Annotated in this window: 19 protein-coding genes; 3 read left to right on the plus strand and 16 right to left on the minus strand. The window is 57.6% G+C overall.

Features of this window, described 5'->3' with window-relative positions; all coding sequences use genetic code 11:
* Positions 1-94 precede the first annotated feature (94 nt).
* Together H4Q31_RS20250 and H4Q31_RS20255 are read right to left on the minus strand one after the other, a co-directional pair.
* Positions 95-328 carry a hypothetical protein gene (locus H4Q31_RS20250; protein ID WP_512698818.1) on the minus strand — a complete coding sequence of 78 codons (234 nt, stop codon included), beginning with the start codon at positions 326-328 and terminating at the stop codon, positions 95-97.
* 18 nt (positions 329-346) lie between these two features.
* Positions 347-682: a metal-dependent hydrolase gene (locus tag H4Q31_RS20255; RefSeq protein ID WP_376698277.1), complete on the minus strand. Its 336-nt coding sequence runs from the start codon at positions 680-682 to the stop codon at positions 347-349.
* 288 nt (positions 683-970) lie between these two features.
* Here H4Q31_RS20255 and H4Q31_RS20260 point away from each other — a divergent pair, with 288 nt between their 5' ends.
* The gene (locus H4Q31_RS20260; protein WP_185180880.1) at positions 971-1,180 is read left to right on the plus strand and encodes a small acid-soluble spore protein Tlp; all 210 of its coding nucleotides are present in this window, start codon (positions 971-973) and stop codon (positions 1,178-1,180) included.
* Positions 1,181-1,299: 119 nt separating this feature from the next.
* Here H4Q31_RS20260 and metH read toward each other — a convergent pair whose 3' ends face one another.
* Positions 1,300-4,752 carry a methionine synthase gene (gene metH / locus H4Q31_RS20265; protein WP_185180881.1) on the minus strand — a complete coding sequence of 1,151 codons (3,453 nt, stop codon included), beginning with the start codon at positions 4,750-4,752 and terminating at the stop codon, positions 1,300-1,302.
* Positions 4,753-4,910: 158 nt separating this feature from the next.
* On the opposite strand from metH, the gene mtnD reads away from it, so the two are divergent.
* On the plus strand, positions 4,911-5,450 hold the full coding sequence (gene mtnD / locus H4Q31_RS20270; RefSeq protein WP_185180882.1) for an acireductone dioxygenase: 540 nt from the start codon (positions 4,911-4,913) through the stop codon (positions 5,448-5,450).
* 83 nt (positions 5,451-5,533) lie between these two features.
* Here mtnD and H4Q31_RS20275 read toward each other — a convergent pair whose 3' ends face one another.
* From H4Q31_RS20275 to H4Q31_RS20290, 4 genes are all read right to left on the minus strand, one after another.
* The gene (locus H4Q31_RS20275) at positions 5,534-6,331 is read right to left on the minus strand and encodes an HAD family hydrolase (protein WP_185180883.1); all 798 of its coding nucleotides are present in this window, start codon (positions 6,329-6,331) and stop codon (positions 5,534-5,536) included.
* A gap of 27 nt (positions 6,332-6,358) precedes the next feature.
* Positions 6,359-6,877: a hypothetical protein gene (locus H4Q31_RS20280; protein WP_185180884.1), complete on the minus strand. Its 519-nt coding sequence runs from the start codon at positions 6,875-6,877 to the stop codon at positions 6,359-6,361.
* Positions 6,878-6,913: 36 nt separating this feature from the next.
* Positions 6,914-7,105: a DUF896 domain-containing protein gene (locus H4Q31_RS20285; protein WP_185180885.1), complete on the minus strand. Its 192-nt coding sequence runs from the start codon at positions 7,103-7,105 to the stop codon at positions 6,914-6,916.
* 246 nt (positions 7,106-7,351) lie between these two features.
* Entirely contained in the window at positions 7,352-7,783 is a 432-nt protein-coding gene (locus H4Q31_RS20290) for a LysM peptidoglycan-binding domain-containing protein (protein WP_185180886.1), read from the minus strand.
* Positions 7,784-7,953: 170 nt separating this feature from the next.
* Between H4Q31_RS20290 and lexA the strand changes: the two genes are divergently transcribed.
* Positions 7,954-8,577, plus strand: coding sequence for a transcriptional repressor LexA (gene lexA / locus H4Q31_RS20295; RefSeq protein ID WP_185180887.1), 624 nt, complete (start codon positions 7,954-7,956; stop codon positions 8,575-8,577).
* A 444-nt stretch (positions 8,578-9,021) separates the two neighbouring features.
* Here the strand turns inward: lexA and glnA are convergent, their stop codons facing one another.
* The 9 genes from glnA to H4Q31_RS20340 form a co-directional block, all read right to left on the minus strand.
* A complete protein-coding gene (gene glnA / locus H4Q31_RS20300; RefSeq protein WP_185180888.1) occupies positions 9,022-10,356 on the minus strand; it encodes a type I glutamate--ammonia ligase in 1,335 nt (444 codons plus the stop codon).
* Positions 10,357-10,394: 38 nt separating this feature from the next.
* Positions 10,395-10,814, minus strand: coding sequence for a MerR family transcriptional regulator (locus H4Q31_RS20305; RefSeq protein ID WP_185180889.1), 420 nt, complete (start codon positions 10,812-10,814; stop codon positions 10,395-10,397).
* A 139-nt stretch (positions 10,815-10,953) separates the two neighbouring features.
* Positions 10,954-12,207: a methionine gamma-lyase family protein gene (locus tag H4Q31_RS20310; protein WP_185180890.1), complete on the minus strand. Its 1,254-nt coding sequence runs from the start codon at positions 12,205-12,207 to the stop codon at positions 10,954-10,956.
* A complete protein-coding gene (gene hflX / locus H4Q31_RS20315; RefSeq protein WP_185180891.1) occupies positions 12,200-13,564 on the minus strand; it encodes a GTPase HflX in 1,365 nt (454 codons plus the stop codon). The genes H4Q31_RS20310 and hflX overlap by 8 nt, the downstream gene beginning before the upstream one ends.
* Positions 13,565-13,610: 46 nt before the next feature.
* On the minus strand, positions 13,611-14,630 hold the full coding sequence (locus H4Q31_RS20320) for an AAA family ATPase (RefSeq protein WP_185180892.1): 1,020 nt from the start codon (positions 14,628-14,630) through the stop codon (positions 13,611-13,613).
* A 61-nt stretch (positions 14,631-14,691) separates the two neighbouring features.
* Positions 14,692-15,402, minus strand: coding sequence for a YdcF family protein (locus H4Q31_RS20325; protein ID WP_245347340.1), 711 nt, complete (start codon positions 15,400-15,402; stop codon positions 14,692-14,694).
* On the minus strand, positions 15,399-15,959 hold the full coding sequence (locus tag H4Q31_RS20330) for a ribonuclease FAU-1 family protein (protein WP_185180893.1): 561 nt from the start codon (positions 15,957-15,959) through the stop codon (positions 15,399-15,401). Before H4Q31_RS20330 ends, H4Q31_RS20325 begins: the two co-directional genes overlap by 4 nt.
* Positions 15,960-16,052: 93 nt before the next feature.
* Complete coding sequence (locus tag H4Q31_RS20335) at positions 16,053-16,493, minus strand: GNAT family N-acetyltransferase (RefSeq protein WP_185180894.1); 441 nt, start codon at positions 16,491-16,493, stop codon at positions 16,053-16,055.
* A gap of 106 nt (positions 16,494-16,599) precedes the next feature.
* Complete coding sequence (locus H4Q31_RS20340) at positions 16,600-19,116, minus strand: PBP1A family penicillin-binding protein (RefSeq protein WP_311771775.1); 2,517 nt, start codon at positions 19,114-19,116, stop codon at positions 16,600-16,602.
* Positions 19,117-19,310: the final 194 nt, after the last annotated feature.

Consider the following 19,310-nt stretch of genomic DNA (forward strand, 5'->3'; position numbering starts at 1 on the left):
GCCGCCTTACACTCGCTAACCCGCCCTGTAACCCGGCTTGGACCGGTTACAGCCGCGCAAAACTTGCTAACCCGCCTCACACATACGGGTGCTCCTAAGCCTTCTTGTGCCAACCCAGCTTCTGCTCGAGCAGGTTGAACTGGCTGTCCATCCGCACCTCCGCCCGGAACGGCCAATCGCGGTCGCGCCAGAAGCGCAGGTCGGTCCATGTGACGAGATAGCCGCCGTCCGGCTGCTTCTGCCACTTCACATAGGCTCGCTTGGAGAAGTGAATGAGCGCCTGCACCTTCGGCGACCTCCGCGACTCCCTCACGCATTCGTGGGACACATCTTCGGCGCGGGGAAGCTACGCCATCGGCAGCAGACGCCGTCCGACGACCCGGCCCATGCGGAAGCCTTCATCGGTCTGCACGACGTAGTGCCATTTGTGCCCAGAGCAGATCGGGCAGCACGTGTACCGCCTTCCACTTGCGGAAGCGTCTCTTGCAGCGAGCGGGCTGATCGCGAGCGGCCAGTGCAGCATGGCCGGAAGCGAATGCGACCAGCCGCGGTGGTGCTTGATGTAAGATTCGTTGCCTCTTAGCCGAAGAATGGCATCACCATCAGGCGCATGAAAGCCGATCAAGGCAACGCACAGCACCGCGGCCGATAGAGCGGGGTTATGCTGAGCATCTGGCAGCAGATGCGTCGCTCAGGCAATTGTCACGCCGAACAAAGTATGCGAACCGCTATCCATCGCTCTGCTCCTCCAATTGTTCGTGTCGTCGATGCGGAGAGGTCCCCTTGCATGCATCCTCACGAGTTCAGCATATAGGAGATCGGTTCGGGTCGTGCCAGCCGAGCGTTATCGCCGTGTAAGAGAGCGATTCTCCCCCGCGTCCGCGGATAAGAATCGGTCCTGTTTGACATGCTATCTAGCGGAGCCTGTTGAAGGCATCATTTTATACGACCAAAGGAGAATGAACGAACAATGGCTAAACCCGATAACCGGGCCGATAACGCAATTCATCTTCGGAACGCGATCAAGAACACCAAGGAGAGTATTTCGGAAGCCGAAGCGTATCTGGACGAGCATGCCGACGAGATCGGGTCCGAGGAAGAAGAAGCGATCACGGACAAGAATGCGCGCCGCCGTAACGCCATCAAGCGATTTAAGCAAGAGATTCCAGACGAGTCTTAATAGCCTCTCCATTCACAACAACAACCCAAGAATCGGACGATGGTATCCGCGTCCGGCTCTTGGGTTTTCAAATTTAGGAACTATTCTATGCCAAACCTTCTCCATTTTACTTTATGCCATTAACTTTTATCGACATTAAAATACTGCGCTTCGGGATGCGCGAACACCATCGCCGACACCGACGCCTCCGGCTCCATCATGAAGCCCTCGGTCAGCTCAACGCCAATGTCCTCCGGCTTCATCAACGCGAACAGCGGCCCTTGATCCTCGAGATCCGGACAAGCCGGATAGCCGAACGAGACGCGGATGCCTTGGTAACGAGCGCCGAACCGCTGCTTCATCGTCATCTCGACCGGATCCGGGAAGCCCCAGTTATCGCGCATGATCTGGTGCACGCGTTCCGCCATGCCCTCCGCCATCTCGAGCGCTGTCGATAGCAGCGCATGCGAGCGCAAGTAGTCGCCTTGCTGCTTCCACAGCTCCGCCTGCTCGCGGGCGCCTTGGCCGGCCGTCACGACGAGGAAACCAACCGTGTCTATGACGCCGCTGTCCACCGGCTTCAGGAAGTCAGCCAAGCACAGGTACGGTTCGACCGACTGGCGCGGGAATGTGAACCGGTGCAGCACCTTCGTCGTGTCCTGCGGGTCATAGATGAGAATGTCGTTGCCATCCGACTGCGCCGGGAAGAACCGGTACATGCCCTGCGGCTTCAGCCAGCCCTTCTGCCCGGCTTCGCGGATGATGCCGTCCACCGTCTCCTTCAGCTGCACGGTCCTCTCGTCCCCTGCGGCTAGCAGCTCGTCGACTTTGCCCTTCACGCCGAGATGATGGCCGAGCAGCATCTGGTAGTTCACGTACGGCAGCACGTGGGCGATCGGATAGTCGCGCAGCACGTGGCGCTCGTAATCCGGCGGCGCGAACAACGGCGCGTCCTGCGAGATGTTCGAACGGCGCGCGCGCGCCGGCTCCGGAAGCTCCTTCTTCTGCTCGCCTTCGTCCAGCAACGCGGCGAGCGCGGCACGGTGCTCCTCTTCGATACGCGCGCGCTGCGCCGGATCGCTTAGCTTGTTCGCGAGATCGAGCCCGTCCATCGCATCCTTCGCGTACAGGACGACGCCGTCGTATTCCGGCGCGATGCGCGTCTTCGTGAACTTGCGCGTCAGCGCGGCGCCGCCGACGAGAATTGGCGCGTCAATGCCCGCGTTGCGCAGGTCCTGCGCGGTCAGCACCATCTGCTGCGCGGACTTGACTAGCAGCCCCGATAAGCCGATCGCGTCCGGCTTCTCGGCACGGTACGCTTCGATCAGCTGCTCCGGCGGCACCTTGATGCCAAGGTTCACGATCTCGTAGCCGTTGTTAGCGAGAATGATCTCGACCAAGTTCTTGCCGATGTCATGCACATCGCCTTTGACGGTGGCCAGCATGATTTTCCCCTTGACCGCGGATTCGTTCTTCTCCATGTGCGGCTCCAGGTGCGCGACGGACGCCTTCATGACCTCTGCGCTCTGCAGTACTTCGGCGACGATCAATTCATTATTGTTGAAAAGCCGGCCGACCTCCGACATCCCCTCCATCAGCGGTCCATTGATGATGTCGAGCGGCGCGTACTTCTGCAGCGCTTCGTCCAAGTCGGCGATGAGCCCTTCCTTGCTGCCCTCCACCACATAGCTCGCCAGCCGCTCCTCCAGCGTCAGATTGTCCGCCTTGACCTTCTTCTCGACCTTCTTGTCGCGGAAAGCGGCAACGAAAGCGGCGAGCGTCGCATCGTTCGTGTTGTACAGCAGGTCCTCAGCCAGCTTGCGCTCGTGCTCGGGGATGGACGCGTAACGCTCCAGCTTCTCTGTGTTGACGATCGCATAGTCGAGCCCCGCCTTCGTGCATTCGTACAGGAAGACGGAGTTGAGCACCTCGCGCCCCGCCTCGGGCAGGCCGAACGAGATGTTGCTGACGCCGAGAATTTGCTGGCACTTCGGCAGCGCCTGCTTGATGAGACGGATGCCTTCAATCGTCTCCTTCGCGGAGCCGATATATTGCTCATCGCCGGTGCCGACCGGGAATACGAGCGCGTCGAAAATGATGTCTTCTTCCTTCACGCCATACTTGTTCGTCAACAACTCGTGCGAACGAAGCGCAACCTGCAGCTTGTCTTCGCGTGTAATCGCCTGCCCGCGCTCGTCGATCACGCCGACGACGACGGCCGCGCCGTAGCGGTGAACGAGCGGCACGACCATCTCGAACTTCTCTTCCCCATCCTCGAGGTTGATCGAGTTAATGATCGACTTGCCTTGGATGTACTTGAACGCCAGATCAAGGACAGATGGGTCCGTCGTATCGATCATGAGCGGCGCCTTAATCTTCTTCGTGACGAACTCGAGGAACTTCTTCATGTCCTCCTTCTCGTCGCGATCCGGGTCCTGCACGCACACGTCGATGACATGCGCCCCGTTCTTCACTTGGGCGCGCGCGATCTCGGACGCTTCCTCGTATTTGCCTTCTGCAATGAGACGTTTGAACTTCCGCGAGCCAAGCACGTTCGTCCGCTCTCCGACCATGAACGGACGGCTCTCGTTCTCGATGTAGACCGTCTCGATACCGGATACCGCCGGCGGATGCGAGCCTTCCAGCTTGCGCGGCGCCACATCCTTCATCGCTTCGGCGATTGCCGCGATGTGTGCAGGCGTCGTGCCGCAGCAGCCGCCCGCGACGTTGATCCAGCCCTGCTCGGCGAATGCCCGCAGCTTCTTCGCGAGCGAGTCCGGCGACTCGTGGTAATGGCCGTTCTCGTCCGGCAGCCCCGCGTTCGGATAGCAGCTGATTGCCTTGTTCGCGAGCCCGGAGAGCGTACGGATATGGTCGCGCATAAACTCCGGACCGGTCGCGCAGTTTAAGCCGACGGATACCGGCTTCAGATGCTCGAGCGAGATATAGAACGATTCGATGTTCTGGCCGGCGAGCGTCGTGCCCATCGGCTCGATCGTGCCGCTGATCATGATCGGCAGCTCGACGCCTGCCCGCTCGAACGCCTGGCGAACGCCGATGCCGGCCGCCTTCACATTCAGCGTGTCTTGGCTTGTCTCGATCAGGATCGCATCCGCGCCGCCTTCAATGAGCGCTTCGACTTGTTCGCGATAAGATTCGACCAGCTCGTCGAACGTCACGCCGCCGGTCACGGACAGCGTCTTCGTCGTCGGGCCAAGCGCGCCTGCCACATAGCGAGGCTTCTCCGGCGTAGAGAAGCGATCGCGCGCTTCCGCCGCCAGCTTCGCCGCCGCCAGGTTGATTTCTCTTGCTTTGCCGGGGATATCGTATTCCGCGAGTACGACAGAAGTCGCGCCGAACGTGTTCGTCTCAATAATATCCGAGCCGGCGGCCAGATAAGCGCTGTGGATATCCAGAATAACGTCCGGCCGGGTGAGCACGAGCATCTCGTTGCAGCCTTCCAGTTCTTCGCCTCCGAAGTCGGAAGCAGTTAAATTCGCTTGCTGGATCATAGTACCCATTGCGCCGTCCAGAATGAGAATGCGCTGCTGGAGCGCCTCTTGCAATGACGGTTTCGTATGCGTTAAAGTCATGGTAGATGGCCTCTTCCTTCGTCTGCAAAATCGTTAACCTTTATACTACCAGAATAGGTGGTTATCGGGAAGATACGGAATGCCGCTATTGTCGACAGCAGGCAAAGTTTGGGCTATAATTATGGCATTAATTCATAGTGGGAAAGAAGGAATATTCCATGGCAACGATTAAAGTGCGCAATTCCGGCGAACTGATCCAAGGCGAAGAGAACGTCCGTTCCTTCCTTGAGAAGCAAGGCGTCTTGTACGAGCACTGGGATCCGAAGAAGCTGCCGGAGCGCCTGCAAGAGAACTTCAGTCTGAGCGCTGAAGACAAGGAAGAGATTCTGTCCACGTACGAATCCGAGATCAAAGACTTGGCTGCTCGCCGCGGTTACCAGACTTGGGACATCGTCGTCTTGAGCGAGCAGACGCCGAACATCGAAGAACTGCTGAAGAAGTTCGAGCAAGTGCACACGCACTCGGAGGACGAAGTTCGCGCCATCACGGCCGGTGAAGGCATCTTCATCATCAAGGGCGACGATTCCGTCGGCTACTTCGATGTCATCCTCACCCCTGGCGACGTCATCTCCGTTCCGGAAGGCAACCCACACTTCTTCACGCTCACCGACTCGCGCAAGGTCGTCGCGGTTCGCCTGTTCATCGAGACCGAAGGCTGGATTGCTCATCCGTTCGAAGATCCTGCATTCGTGAAGTAATGGTATAGGTCTGAGCATGCAAATCCCCGGATTCGGAGCCTTGTGCTCCTTGTCCGGGGATTTTTGATTGCATATGAGGGCTATCAGCCGTTCAACCGATTTAGAAGAGGGATCAGTTCCTTTAAGCTTGCGATCTCATAGGATGGCACAATCTCGTCCGATCGTTCGATCTGGTGGCGGTTCACCCATACCGAAGCCATGCCGACACCGTTCGCTCCCTGAATATCAGTCGTGAGCTTGTCGCCGACCATAACGCCTTCCTCGGCGGAGATGCCCAGCTTGTCCATCGCGTGCTGGAACAGCCGCGGAGACGGCTTGCCTTCGCCGAATTGGCCTGAGATGACAATCTCGTCGAAGTAAGGCGCGAGCTCTGGCACACCGTCTAGCTTCTCCTGCTGCAAGTCGGGCGAGCCATTCGTCAGCAGCAGCAGCTTGTAGCTGCCGCGAAGCTCCTTCAGCACATCATACGTCTCCTCGTAGAGGAACGGCAAGCTGCGTCGCTTCGCGGGGAACAGCTCGGCGAGCTCTGCGCCAAGTGCTGGATCATTCACCCCGAGCGCCGCCAGTCCGCGCGTCCAGGAGGTGCGGCGATAGTCCGGCGCAAGCTGCTGCAGCTTGCGGAACATCGGATGCTCGCCGCCCTTGAAGTTGCCCCATAATCCTTCGAACGGATTGATGCCAATCATCTTGGTGAAGTCAAACGTCTCAAAGCTCTCATAGAGCGCTCTAGCTTCCTTGCGAACCGAAGCCTCCAATTGCTCGGCGGCCAGGCCCGTTCTCTCCGAAGCGGCTCGGCACGTCTCTGCGAAAGCTTCTCTGATACTGCGCTCGTCCCATAGCAGCGTGTCGTCCAAATCGAACAATACAGCCTTGATTGTCATCTCCCGGATCCTCCCCAGATGTCGTTCTTACTTGCTCTTCCGCTCCAATTCAATATGGTGAAGAGCAGCATACGCCTGCAGTCTCTCGCCCATGCGTTCGACCGGGAAGCGGTTCATCATGCGGGAGAATACCCAATTGCCGCCTTTGACTGTCTCAATAAGCACATAGCCCGGCTGGAGCACAATCTTGCGGATCTCCGTCGGCTTGAGGCGCTTAAAGCCCGAGAACCGGCGTGTCTCCAGATAGTCCTTGCCTACGGATAGGTACGGTCTGCGCAAATAATAGAACAGCGCCAGCAATGCATAACAGCCGACCGTCACCCACATAAGACCTGGAGATTCACCGGTCTCCGATGCCCACGGCGTATACATAATAACGAAGAAAATAACCACCAGCAGCAACAGCGACGGAACGATGTAGCTGCGTCCTTGGAAACGATCGATTTGCTGAGCAGGGGCAGCAACCGCATGTTTGCCCTCTTTCTTGCGCTTCTTGTTTAACTGCTTTGAATTTCGCTCCACCATGCGTTCCCAAGACCGTGACATGCGATGTAATCCCCCTCTAATTAATAGCTGCCTATCTTAGTGCTTAATTGTAGCCTTAGGCGGCTCGTCCGTAAACTCGATCTGGTCAAGCTGATGGCGGAAATTCCGTCTGAAATTGTCCAAATAACGTTTGCGGAGCGTCTCGCGCTCAGTCAGTTCTTCTTCACTCAGGCCAACCGTTTTATGTTTATGGGCGAGTTCGTTAATTCGCTTGATCAAGTCGCTCATCGATTCTTCACTCTCCTTCCGTTCCGAGAAACACTCTTCTACTTTGACATCAACCGTCTTCTCTTGTCAAGGCGGCGAGGCGCCGCGAAGCAACGGAATGATCATAGCTGCACACACTTCAATTATCGCAATCGCAGCGCCATTCGAGTGAATAAAAAGGACTCACAAATTGCTGTCCCGAATCATCGCAGACATGCAATTCACAAGTCCTATCCGGATTCCTTCCGGTAATACGAGTGAAGGGTGTTACGGTTCCAGAACGCTCGATGGAATGATCAGTTCATCGCCGCTTCGCAAAGATGATGAAGTCAATCCATTGCGTTCCATAATTCGATGAATGGCATCGCGCGTATCCAGCCCGTCACGCTTGACGTCCTCCGCAATCCCCCACAGCGTGTCGCCCGTATCCGCGAATACCACCTTCTCCTCTGCAGTAACCGAAGGCGTTACGGATCCATCTGCAGAAGTACGCATCAGCGTTAATCCAGTGAACAGGATCAGGAACACGATTGCGAAGATGAGCACCCGAAGCAGCTTCCACCCGGCCGCCGAGATATCTGCGGTCTGACGTTGCCGTCCGCTAGTTGCCGAAAATCTGTTGTTCCTATTTCTATCGATCGCAGCATTCGCCAAACGTCCAGCTTGTCCGTTCGAACTCAATACCCACGTATGTACCATGTTCATCGCTCCCCAAACATTTGTTCTGGTTCGATCATAACACGAACATACGTTTGAATCAACCATAATTTAGAACATTTGTTCCGAGAGAACGAATGTTTGTGCGAACTTCGGTTCTGTGTTATAATTTGTCACAAATGAACTCTTCCATACTCTAGGAGGTAACGGACGTGTCGAAGATGTCCAATCGCCAGACTGCGATTCTAGAATTTATTAAGAATGAAGTGAAGGACAAGGGTTATCCCCCTTCCGTCCGCGAGATCGGCGAAGCCGTCGGACTCGCATCCAGTTCTACCGTGCACGGCCACTTGGATCGCCTGGAGAAGAAGGGCCTGATTCGGCGCGATCCGACGAAGCCCCGCGCCATCGAGATCTTAGATGAAGACGGCGAATCGCCGACGCATTACGCCTTTAACGTTCGCAAGGTCCCTCTCGTGGGCAAAGTAACGGCCGGCGTTCCGATCACCGCAACGGAGAACATCGAAGAGTACTATCCGCTGCCCGAACATATGGTCGGCGATCAGCAAGTCTTTATGTTGTCGGTCTCCGGCGACAGTATGATTGAAGCCGGCATTCTGGACGGCGACTTCGTCATCGTGCGTCAGCAGCAATCCGCCAACAACGGCGATATCGTAGTGGCCATGACTGAGGATGATGAAGCGACCGTCAAGACGTTCTACAAGGAACGCGACCACATTCGCCTGCAGCCGCAGAACAGCACGATGGAGCCTCTGCGCTTGAACAAGGTTAGTATTCTGGGCAAGGTGATCGGGCTTATCCGCAGCCTTCATTAATGGCATTAATCAATTCAAACGCGCGCCCTGCCGCCGCTGCGAGCCGAACGACTCGCAGCGGCGGTTTTCTTATGGATAGATATGCCGATCGTCTCTCTAACAGCTCGGGACAGTTTGTCATAGATTAAAATTCACTCGGACAATCCTGCTAGACTACTAGATGGCCGGTTTAGAGGGAATACTTGCAACCAGGAAGGAGTTTAAACAATACGGGAGGTTGATCTAATGTTACGGCATCGGAACAAGCGTTCGGATACCCAAATATCGGCTGGGTTTGTCATTGCATGTGCAACCGCATTGTCGTCCCTAATCGGATCAATCGTCGCAGCTATTATGAGTTTCATTCATTAGAATATCTACGAAGCCAAGCGCAATACAACAAGAATCGCCTTCCAGCACCCCGATCGAGGGTGCCGGAAGGCGATTGATCTATCTATGCCGCGTTTAATACATCGTCAGGTACTGATCGCGCTCCCACTGGTGCACTTGCGTGCGGTACATGTCCCACTCGATCTCCTTCATCTCGTAGAAGTGCGTCAGTGCGTGATCGCCGAGCGCGTCGCAGATGACTTCGTCGCGGAGCAATTCGGCCAGCGCCGACTGCAAGTCGATCGGCAGACTCGGAATGCCGGCGTCGATCCGCTCTTCCTCGGACATGACATAGATGTTGCGGTCAACCGGAGCCGGCAACGGCGTCTTGCTGCGGATGCCGTCCAGACCGGCTTTGAGCATCACGGCAAGAGCCAGATACGGGTTAGCCGCTGGATCCGGGTTGCGCACCTCAATACGCGTGCTCAGGCCTCGGGAAGCCGGGATGCGGATCATTGGGCTGCGGTTAGCTGCAGACCACGCAACGTAGCAAGGGGCTTCATAACCTGGCACGAGACGCTTGTACGAGTTGACCGTCGGATTCGTAATCGCCGCCATGCCGCGGGCATGCTTCAGAACGCCCGCCATGTATTGGCGTCCGACAGCACTGAGGCCGAGCTTGTCGTTCGGATCGTAGAATGCGTTCTCGCTGCCGCGGAACAACGATTGGTGGCAGTGCATGCCCGAGCCGTTCATGCCGAACAGCGGCTTCGGCATGAACGTTGCATGCAAGCCGTGCTTGCGGGCGATCGTCTTAACGACCAACTTGAATGTCTGGATCTGGTCGGCTGCGCGAATTGCGTCCGCATATTTGAAGTCGATCTCGTGCTGCCCGGGCGCCACTTCGTGGTGAGAAGCTTCAATCTCGAAGCCCATCTCCTCAAGCGTCAGCACGATATCGCGGCGGCAGTTCTCGCCGAGGTCCGTCGGCGCCAGGTCGAAGTAGCCGCCTTGGTCGTTCAGTTCGGTCGTCGGATTGCCTTTGTCATCCGTCTGGAACAGGAAGAATTCCGGTTCTGGTCCGACGTTCATCGCCGAGAAGCCCATCTCTTCCGCTTCCTGAAGCGCGCGCTTCAGAATGCCGCGAGGATCGCCGGCGAACGGCGTGCCGTCCGGCATATAGATGTCGCAGATGAGGCGAGCAACCTTGTCTTCCGTCACCCATGGGAAGATGACCCACGTGCTGAGGTCCGGGTATAGATACATGTCGGATTCCTCGATCCGGACGTAGCCTTCGATCGAAGAGCCGTCGAACATCATCTTGTTGTCGAGCGCCTTCTCCAATTGGCTGAACGGAATCTCGACGTTCTTAATAATGCCCATCAAATCAGTGAATTGCAACCGAATAAAACGTACGTTCTCTTCCTTGGCAATCCGCAAAATATCTTCGCGGGTATAATTCGTGCTCATAGGAACCCTCCTCGATTGAATCGTAATGCGATCTCACCCTACTTGTTCTTGAAGAAGCGCGACAGCTCCCCTTGAATGAGGGACACCTGGCCCGGGCGCTTGCCCGCCATCAGCTCTTGCTTCAGCATGCGGTGAAGCTGCGAATCCGAGAGCTCGCGGCGCTTGACTTCCGACTGTTCGTTGATGATCGTGCCGTCGTCTCCGCCCTCGCCTACCGGGTTCATCACTTGCTTGATACCGGCAATATTCACGCCTTTCTCGATCAACGCCTTGATCTCAAGCAGACGCTCGACGTCGTTGAACGAGAACAACCTTTGGTTCCCTGCCGTACGGGCCGGTTGAATCAGCTCATGTTGTTCATAGTAACGAATTTGCCTGGCCGTTAGGTCCGTCAGCTTCATGACGATACCGATCGGGAACAACGCCATATTCCTGCGTATCTCGTCGCCAGCAGCCATACTTAATCAACCTTTCATCGTGACACCTGATATTTTGTAACCACTTCCATTGTAGCGGCATCCCACAAAGGTGTCAAGGAATGTAAGGTTTAATAACGATTCATTATGGCGCAAACCGTCGATTGTCACGTCTCTATCGTCAGATCAGTCCCTTATGCAAGAAATCGGATAACACTTGGCGTACCGCTAATTTAACATGCGCGTAAGTCAGGCCGCCTTGCATGAAAGCAATGTAAGGTTCGCGTATGGGTGCGTCCGCGGACAGCTCCAAGCTGCCTCCTTGAATGAAGGTTCCTGCCGCCATGATGACCGGATGCTCATAGCCCGGCATCTCCCACGGCTCGGGGACAACGTGCGCGTCGACGGCCGCTGCCTTCTGAACAGCCTGCACGAACGCGATCAGCTGCTCCGAGGTATCGAATTTGACCGCCTGAATGAGGTCCGTTCGCGGGTCGTCCCACTTCGGATGCGTCTCGAAGCCCAATTCCTCGAACACCGCAGCGGCGAAAATGCTTCCTTTGACCGCCTGGCTGACGAGCAGAGGCGCTAAGAACAGCCCTTGATAGATGGAGCGCGTCGTGCCGAGCATCGCCCCAACTTCGCCGCCGATACCGGGGACGGTTACGCGGTAAGCCGCCAGCTCGACCAGCTCTCGCCGGCCGGCAATGTAACCGCCGCTAGCGGCAAGGCCGCCGCCTGGATTCTTGATCAGCGAGCCGGCGATCAGATCGATGCCGACCTCCGTCGGCTCACGCTCCTCCGTGAATTCGCCGTAGCAATTGTCCGCGAAGAGGATGGCGTCAGACTTCAGCTCCTTCAACCTGTCAGCCATCTCCGCCAGTTCGCCAATCGTGAACGACGGGCGCCAATCATAGCCGCGCGACCGCTGAATGGCGAACACCTTCGTTCTCTCAGTCACCGCTTGGGAGACCGCCTCCCAGTCGACGCGGCCGCCCGCCGCGAGCGGAACCGTCACCGACTTCACACCCCAATCGGCGAGGGAGCCGGTGCCGTCTCCTGCTTCGCCGATCACCTTGTGCAGCGTATCGTACGGCCTGCCGGTCACGAACACGATCTCGTCGCCCGGCCGAAGAACGCCGAACAGGGCCGCACCGATCGTGTGCGTCCCCGATACGAGATGCGGACGGACGATCGCCGCTTCGGCGCCGAAGACATCCGCATATACTTCGTCCAACACTTCGCGCCCCCGGTCGTTATAGCCATAGCCCGTCGACGCCGCAAAATGATAGTCGCTCACCTTATGCTTCTGGAACGCCTGAATGACCTTCCACTGGTTGCGCTCCGCTATAAGATCCGTCTCGGCCAGGCGCGCGGCAGCCTTATGCTCCGCCGCCTTCGCCAAGCCTCCCCAATTGCCGTCCCATCTACTCATGCTTCGTTCTGTACTCCGTTTCTGTCTCTACATTGGTTACGAATGCCGCATTCCCTGTATCGAGCGCATCGGCACTAACTCGATACGCCTCCAGAGATTGGCCGTACTTCTCCATATCGGCTGGATTCAACCGGATCGTCAGAATCAACCAGTCGTCTTCCGTCTCCTGCGCCGTCACTTCGCCGACCCGGTAAGCCAGCGCCGCCAGATCCCCGCGCGAAGCGGGCAATCGCAGCACGCAGACGTCTCCGAGCAGCTTGTCCTCCAACCGATGCAGCAGCATCTGCATGTCCCGCTCGTTAAATGCGCTCACCCGAAGCGTGTCCGCGTCGCCCGGCAGCAACTCCAGCTCCGAAGGAGAACAAGCGTCGATCTTGTTGTACACGTACAATCGCGGCTTCCCTACGGCTCCCAGCTCGCTAAGCACCTGCTCAACGACTTCCCGCTGGCGGTCCCGCATGGGGGACGAAGCGTCCATCACATGAACGAGCAGATCCGCCTCGTTCGCCTCCTCCAGCGTCGCGCGGAACGCGGCGACGAGATCGTGAGGCAGGTTCTGAATGAAGCCGACCGTGTCGGTGAGCAGCACTTCCTTGCCGCTCGGCAGCTTCAGCGTCCGCGACGTCGGATCGAGCGTGGCGAACAGCTTGTCTTCCGCCAGCACGTCCGCGTTCGTCAGCTGGCGCAGCAGCGTTGACTTGCCCGCGTTCGTGTAGCCGACAAGCGCGATCTGCACGGCGCCGGTCTTGCGGCGCCGCTCACGGTGGAGATTGCGCGTCGCGGTCACGCTCTCGAGCTGGCGCTTCAGTTCGCTGACCCGGCCGCGAATGTGTCGCCGGTCCGTCTCTAGCTTCGTCTCGCCCGGGCCTCTCGTTCCGATGCCGCCGCCAAGCCGCGACAGATTCTTGCCTTGTCCGGACAGCCGGGGAAGCAGATACGTCAGCTGTGCGAGCTCAACCTGCAGGATGCCTTCGCGCGTCTTTGCCCTTCCCGCGAAGATATCCAGGATCAGCTGCGTTCGGTCGATAATCTTGACATCCAGTGTCTCCTCCAGGTTGCGGACTTGAGCGCCGGACAATTCCTGGTCGAAGATGGCGGTCGTGATGCCATGCAGCTGCGCGAGCTCCTTCAGCTCGAGGGCTTTGCCTTTGCCCACGAACCACCTTGAGTCCGGCGTCTCGCGGTTCTGCATCCGCGTATCCACCACTTCGACGCCGGCAGTCTCGGCGAGCTGAACAAGCTCCTGCAGCGACAGCTCAGGATCGATCCCGGATCGGCGCGTCTCATCCGTCACGAGGCTCACTAGCAAGGCGCGTTCGGGCGCGCTGGTTTGGGTCTCGTATGTACGAGGTCTCATGTATCGATCGATGCCTCCATATTTTCAACCATCTGTATCGTTCTATTTAACAAAATGGCGTCTCTCCCGCCGTTGATGCATAGCTTGAATTGGCGGATACGGCCGGACTGCGCAGATCCTCCGGCTTCAGCGAGACCAGCTCCTGACGCCCCGGCGACCCGTTCGGATAGCTGGAGAGCAGCCGGACCGCTTGATTGCGGATCGCCCGCTCCAGCACGTTGCGCACGAACCTCGCGTTGCTGAAGTGGAAAGGCGACTCTGTCTTCTCCTGCACGATCAGGTGGCGCAGCTTGAGAAGCGATTGCGGCAGGAATGCATAGTCCCGCTCTCTCGCCATCCCTTCGGCGATCTGCACGAGCTGGTCCAGCGAATAATCCGGGAACTCCATCTGAATCGGGAAGCGCGAGGGCAAGCCGGGATTCTGCAGGAGGAAGAAGTCGATCTCCATCGTGTATCCAGCCAGAATGAGCACGAATTGGTTCTTGTAATCCTCCATCGCCTTCACCAGCGTATCGATCGCTTCCTTGCCGAAGTCCTTCTCGCCGCCGCGCGCCAAGCTGTACGCTTCGTCGATGAACAGCACGCCGCCCAGCGCCTTCTTGACGAGATCCCTCGTCTTCTGGGCCGTGTGCCCGATATACTCGCCGACCAGGTCGGCGCGCTCCACTTCAACCAGATGGCCTTTGCTTAAGAGGCCCATATCCTGGAACAGCTTAGCGAGAAGACGGGCGACCGTCGTCTTGCCGGTGCCGGGATTTCCTTTGAAAATCATGTGGTAAACGTGCGCTTCGCTATGAAGCCCCGCCTCGCCGCGCATCTGCGCGATCTGAAGCAGCGCGTAGATCTCGTAGACGAGCTCCTTGACGCTGTCGAGGCCGACCATTCGGTCCAGCTCTCGCTGCCATTCCAGCCACGGTCCGCTGTTCGGGATCGCCTTCGCCGTCTCCTGTACAGGAGCTGCCGCCGTCCCCGCTTGATCTGTCGATCTCAACACGACGTTAATTTGCCGCGATGGTCTCGCTGCGGCTGAATTGCGGTTCCCCGATAAGTCCGTCTTCGTATTCATCGCCTATCACCCCGCGCGCTGCAGTCGGCAAATCGCCGCAATATCAATCTATTCCGGCGGTTCAAGCCGCATGCAACAACCACTTGTCAGCGAGCCACTTCGTATAGGCCAGAACCTCGCGCGTCCGATTGTAGGTCAAGTGCAGGACGCGGCTGTCCGTGACGCTGACTTGGACCGGATCGTAGCGGAGAGCCTTCGCGATATTGGCAGCGCGGGAGCCGTGATATTGATGCGTCACGATCACCGCCGTATGCCAGCCGTTCTCGCTCATGATCGCTTGCGAGAACTTTAAATTCTCGAGCGTGCTGTGCTCCTTCGGCTCCAAGACGATGTCCGCATCCGGCACGCCTTGTGCCGTCAAATATCGGCGCATTCCTTCCGCTTCCGTGATCGTGGCTCCATTGTCGTCCAAGCCGCCCGAGACGAGGAAGCGCTCGAATACGCCTTCCTCATACAGGCTAAGCGCATAATCCAGACGCTCCAGCAGTCCCGGACTTGGCCTGTCCGACCACAAACTGGCGCCCAGCACAATGCCGACATCGTTCCCCTTCGGCAGAACGCTCCCCGGCTGGCCTTCGAAACGCACAATAATCATGAACAACGCTGCGCACCAGACGATGAGAGCGATGAATCCGGCAACGAGGCAATAGAGAGCAAGCCGCAGCAACCGCTTGGACAGCGGCCGCTTGCTTCGCCGCTGTCGAGCGCGAAGGCTAGTCCCGGAAGGAAGCGTCGTCTTATCATGGCTCGCAGCGGACCTCTCCATATTCATGAACCGTTCGTCTCCCAACCGAAATGTTCGAGAAGCTCCGTTCGATGGCGCAGACTCATGTCGAAGTAGGGGAACTTCTTCTGCTTGATCAGCGAGAGCAGCCGGGATGCCGTCTTCTGAGCCATAGCGGAATCGCGCGGCGTTATGTGGCCGTCGTCGAGCGCCTCCTCCAGCTCATCTTCATCCAGCAGCAGCGTCTCTCCCGTCGGCAGCACGACGATATCTAGGTACAGGTCGTCGAACCAAGGCACCTGCTGATCGGTCAGCCCCTGCGTCTTGCAGATGTCAATATACCACTGCACGACCTGGCCCTTGTCATCGAACATCGTCGTCACGACGAAGTGTTCCCCTCGGGGGAAGTGCTGCATCCACAAGTAGCCTTTGTCGGCGAGGCACATGCGCCGGCCGTTATATTCCTTCCACAGCGGATCGCGGAGATCGTGAATCCGATACATCGTCACGAATCCGCGGAATCCCGGTTCATCCATGGGGATGCAAGCGTAGCTCTTCTTCAATATGCGGCGCCAATTGGCCCGGTCTGAGAATTTACGTTTCATGAATTCGTCTCCGGCAAAAGATTTACACAAAGCTTACCACATCTTACCGGCTCTCACCAGTGAACGGCGCCTGTTGTGCTCGAATCGCGGTGCTTAACTCCAATTTTTGCCCATTCGAACATGCAGGATACCCGCATCCAGGAACGTCTCCGGCGAGACGGCCTCGTAGCCGAGCTTGCGATAGAACGGCTCTGCAGTGCATTGGGCATCTAGAATGACGCCGGAGCAGCCGCTCTCGCGCGCATCCGTCTCCATCGTCTCCATCAGAAGCCGGCCAACCGAGCGCCCCCGGTAAGGGGACAGCACGGCGATGCGCTGGAACTTCGCGATCCCGGGCTTGTACTCCCGCCAGCGCCCCGTCGCGACCGGTTCGCCGTCGTCTGTTATGAGGAAGTGATGGCATGCTTCGGGGGACACGTCATATTCATCCCACTCCAGCGATTCGTCAACCCCCTGCTCGTCCACGAATACCGCCTTGCGAATCTGCTTCTCTGCCGTTAATTGCTGCTCCGTTGTCACTCGAACGCACAACATGTCTCATCTGCTCCTTTGATCTTCAGCTATGTAAGGTTGTCTGGCTTATTGGTAAAAAACAAGCTGTAACCCGCAAGTGGCGGTTACAGCTTGCCTAGCGTCCCGATCAGTTGACCGGGGTCACGATGATGCCTGTATCAGTAGGACTTGGCGTCGATTCCTGCCCCATCACCGGCGGAGCAGATGGTTCTTCGCCGCCGCCCGCTCCGGTTCCTTGATCCTGTCCTTGCCCTTGCCCTTGTCCTTGTCCATTGCCCTGACCTTGTCCTTGTCCCTGCCCTTGGCCTTGATTACCTGGGCTAGGCCACGGATTCGTGCCGTCGCCGGGAGGCGTACCGGGATCCTGGCCGTCGATCGGCGGCGTGAAGGTTCCGTCTCCCGGGTCGGTCGGCGGAATCTCGCCCGTATCGATCGGCGGCGGCGTCTCTTCCTGCGTCTCGATCGTCACCGTCGCTTGCGCCGAAGGCTCGCTCTCCAGCTTCAGCTGCGCGTCGTATGCCGTCACGTAGTACGAATAGGTCATGCCCGGCGCGATGGTCATATCCGGGAATGCCGGCTCGGCGCTCTCGCCTAATAGGCTGAAGTCCGCTTCGCCATCTGCCTTCCGGTACACCTTGTACGTGACGCCTTCCCCGGTCACAGCGGACCAGTTCAGCTGTACCGCCATCTGCTGAGCGTCATAATTAGCGGTCAAGCCTGATACGGCATCCTGCGTCGTCTTCGGCTGGTCCACGCCATCCGGCTTCGGGAACGACTGCTTGTCGTGGCCCTTGAGCGCGGCGGACATGACCTTGGAGAACAGCGCTGCGGCCGTGCCGCTCTTGCTGCTGACATAGTGTTCCTCGGTCGTCTTGTCGTATCCGATCCAGACGGCTGCCGTCCATTCCGGCGTGTAACCGACGAACCAGATGTCGCGGCTGGCGCCCGAATTATTAACGCCCTCGATGCCAAGCTGAGTCGTCCCTGTCTTGCCGGCGACTGTGCGGCCGCTGATCTTCGCTTTCTTGCCGGTGCCGGATTTGACAACGTCCTTCATCGCTTCCGTCAAATAATAAGCCGTTTTGGGATCCATGACTTGCTTCGCCTTGGATTTGAACTCATAGATGGTCTTGCCTGCGCTGTTCTCGATCTTCAGGATGCTGTGCGCATCCTGCAGCGTGCCGCCGTTCGCGAAGGCGCCATAGGCGCGCGTCATCTGGAGCGGAGACACGCCGTTCGTCAAGCCGCCGAGCGCGACCGACAGGTTGCGGTCATCCGGGCTAAGCTCGATGCCCAGTCTCGATGCGAATTCAATTGCCTTGCTCACGCCGAGCTCGTTGAGCAGCCAGACGGCCGGCTGGTTACGCGAATTCGTAATCGCTTCGGTAATCGTCGTCGTACCGAGATAGCCTTCGCCGCTCGCATTCGCCGGACAATATTTGCCGTTGTCGTAGCACACCTTCTTATCCTGTACCTGAGACCACGGGAACCATTCGCCCGTCTCGAACGCGGGGCCGTAAACCGCAATGGGCTTGAACGACGAACCTGCCTGGCGCGGCTTGTCGACGCGGTTCCAGTTCCCGGTCTGGTAATCGCGGCCGCCGATCATTGCTTTTAATTCCCCATTGTGCTGGTCCATGATGACCATCGAGCCTTGGATCGGCGTGTCGTCCTTGCTCTTCTCGAAGTTGTCGTCATCCTTGAACGCCTTCTCCATCGCTTGCTGTGCTGGGATGTCGATGGTCGTATAGATCGTATAACCGTTGGTAAGCAGCTGCTCTTCTTCGTAGCCGGTTACCTGCTCCGCCTCTTCCAGCACGTAGTCGATAAAGGTCGCGAATTGCGAAGCGCTTGCCTCTGTCGACGCCGGAGCCTTGTACTTCCATGCCGCGGCTTCCTTCTCTTCCTGTTCCGTGATGAGTCCTTGTTCCTTCATGACCGACAGAACAACGGTTCTGCGCTCAAGCGATTTCTCCGGATTGGAGATCGGATTGTAGACGTTCTGCCCCTTCGGAATGCCGACGAGTATCGCGATCTGAGCTGTGTTCAGATCGTTCAAATCGTCGATGTCGAAATAATATTTGGCCGCGGCTTTGATCCCTAATTGACGGTGGCCAAAGTCGATCCGGTTCAAATACATCTCGAGAATCTCATCCTTCGACTTGTGATTCTCCAGCGCAAGTGCGATGGACGCTTCCGTTCCTTTGCGGAAGAGCGTCTTCTCCGTAGACAAGAAGATATTGCGGGCCACCTGCTGGGTAATGGTGCTGGCGCCTTCCGCCGCGCTGCGCTCGATGATGTCCTTCACAAGCGCGCGTCCGATGCCCCACACATCCACCCCGCCATGCTCGTAGAACCGCTTATCCTCGACCGCTACGAACGCTTGCTGCACCTTCTTGGGAATATCACTGATGTTAACATACTCCCTGACGCCTCCGGTGACCGCCAGCGTCTTCAACTCGTTGCCCGACGCATCTACGATCTTCGTCGACTGCTCCATATCGTTAAGCTTATCGAAGTTCGCATTCAGAATTCTCTCGCCATTCAATATAACGAGCAAATAACCGATAACTGCGCATACGACGGCGAACAGAACGACGAATGACAGCCACAGCCACGCCCTGCTCTTTCGTTTGCGTTTCACCGGCTTGCGGTTGTTTCCCTTCCTGCTTGCCTGTGCCGATTTCATGGAATCTCCCCTTTTTCTTGCAGGATTGCTATATCTCTGTTATATCCGGTCAAAAGAAGAACAACCCGTCTAAGGGTTGCTCGAGTGGCCGGTCTATTCTGTTAGACGCAATGTGGGGTACAAAAGTTTCAAAAATCGCCTGGAATGGG

It is taken from the genome of Cohnella lubricantis (assembly GCF_014212015.1).
GTDB lineage: Bacteria > Bacillota > Bacilli > Paenibacillales > Paenibacillaceae > Cohnella > Cohnella lubricantis.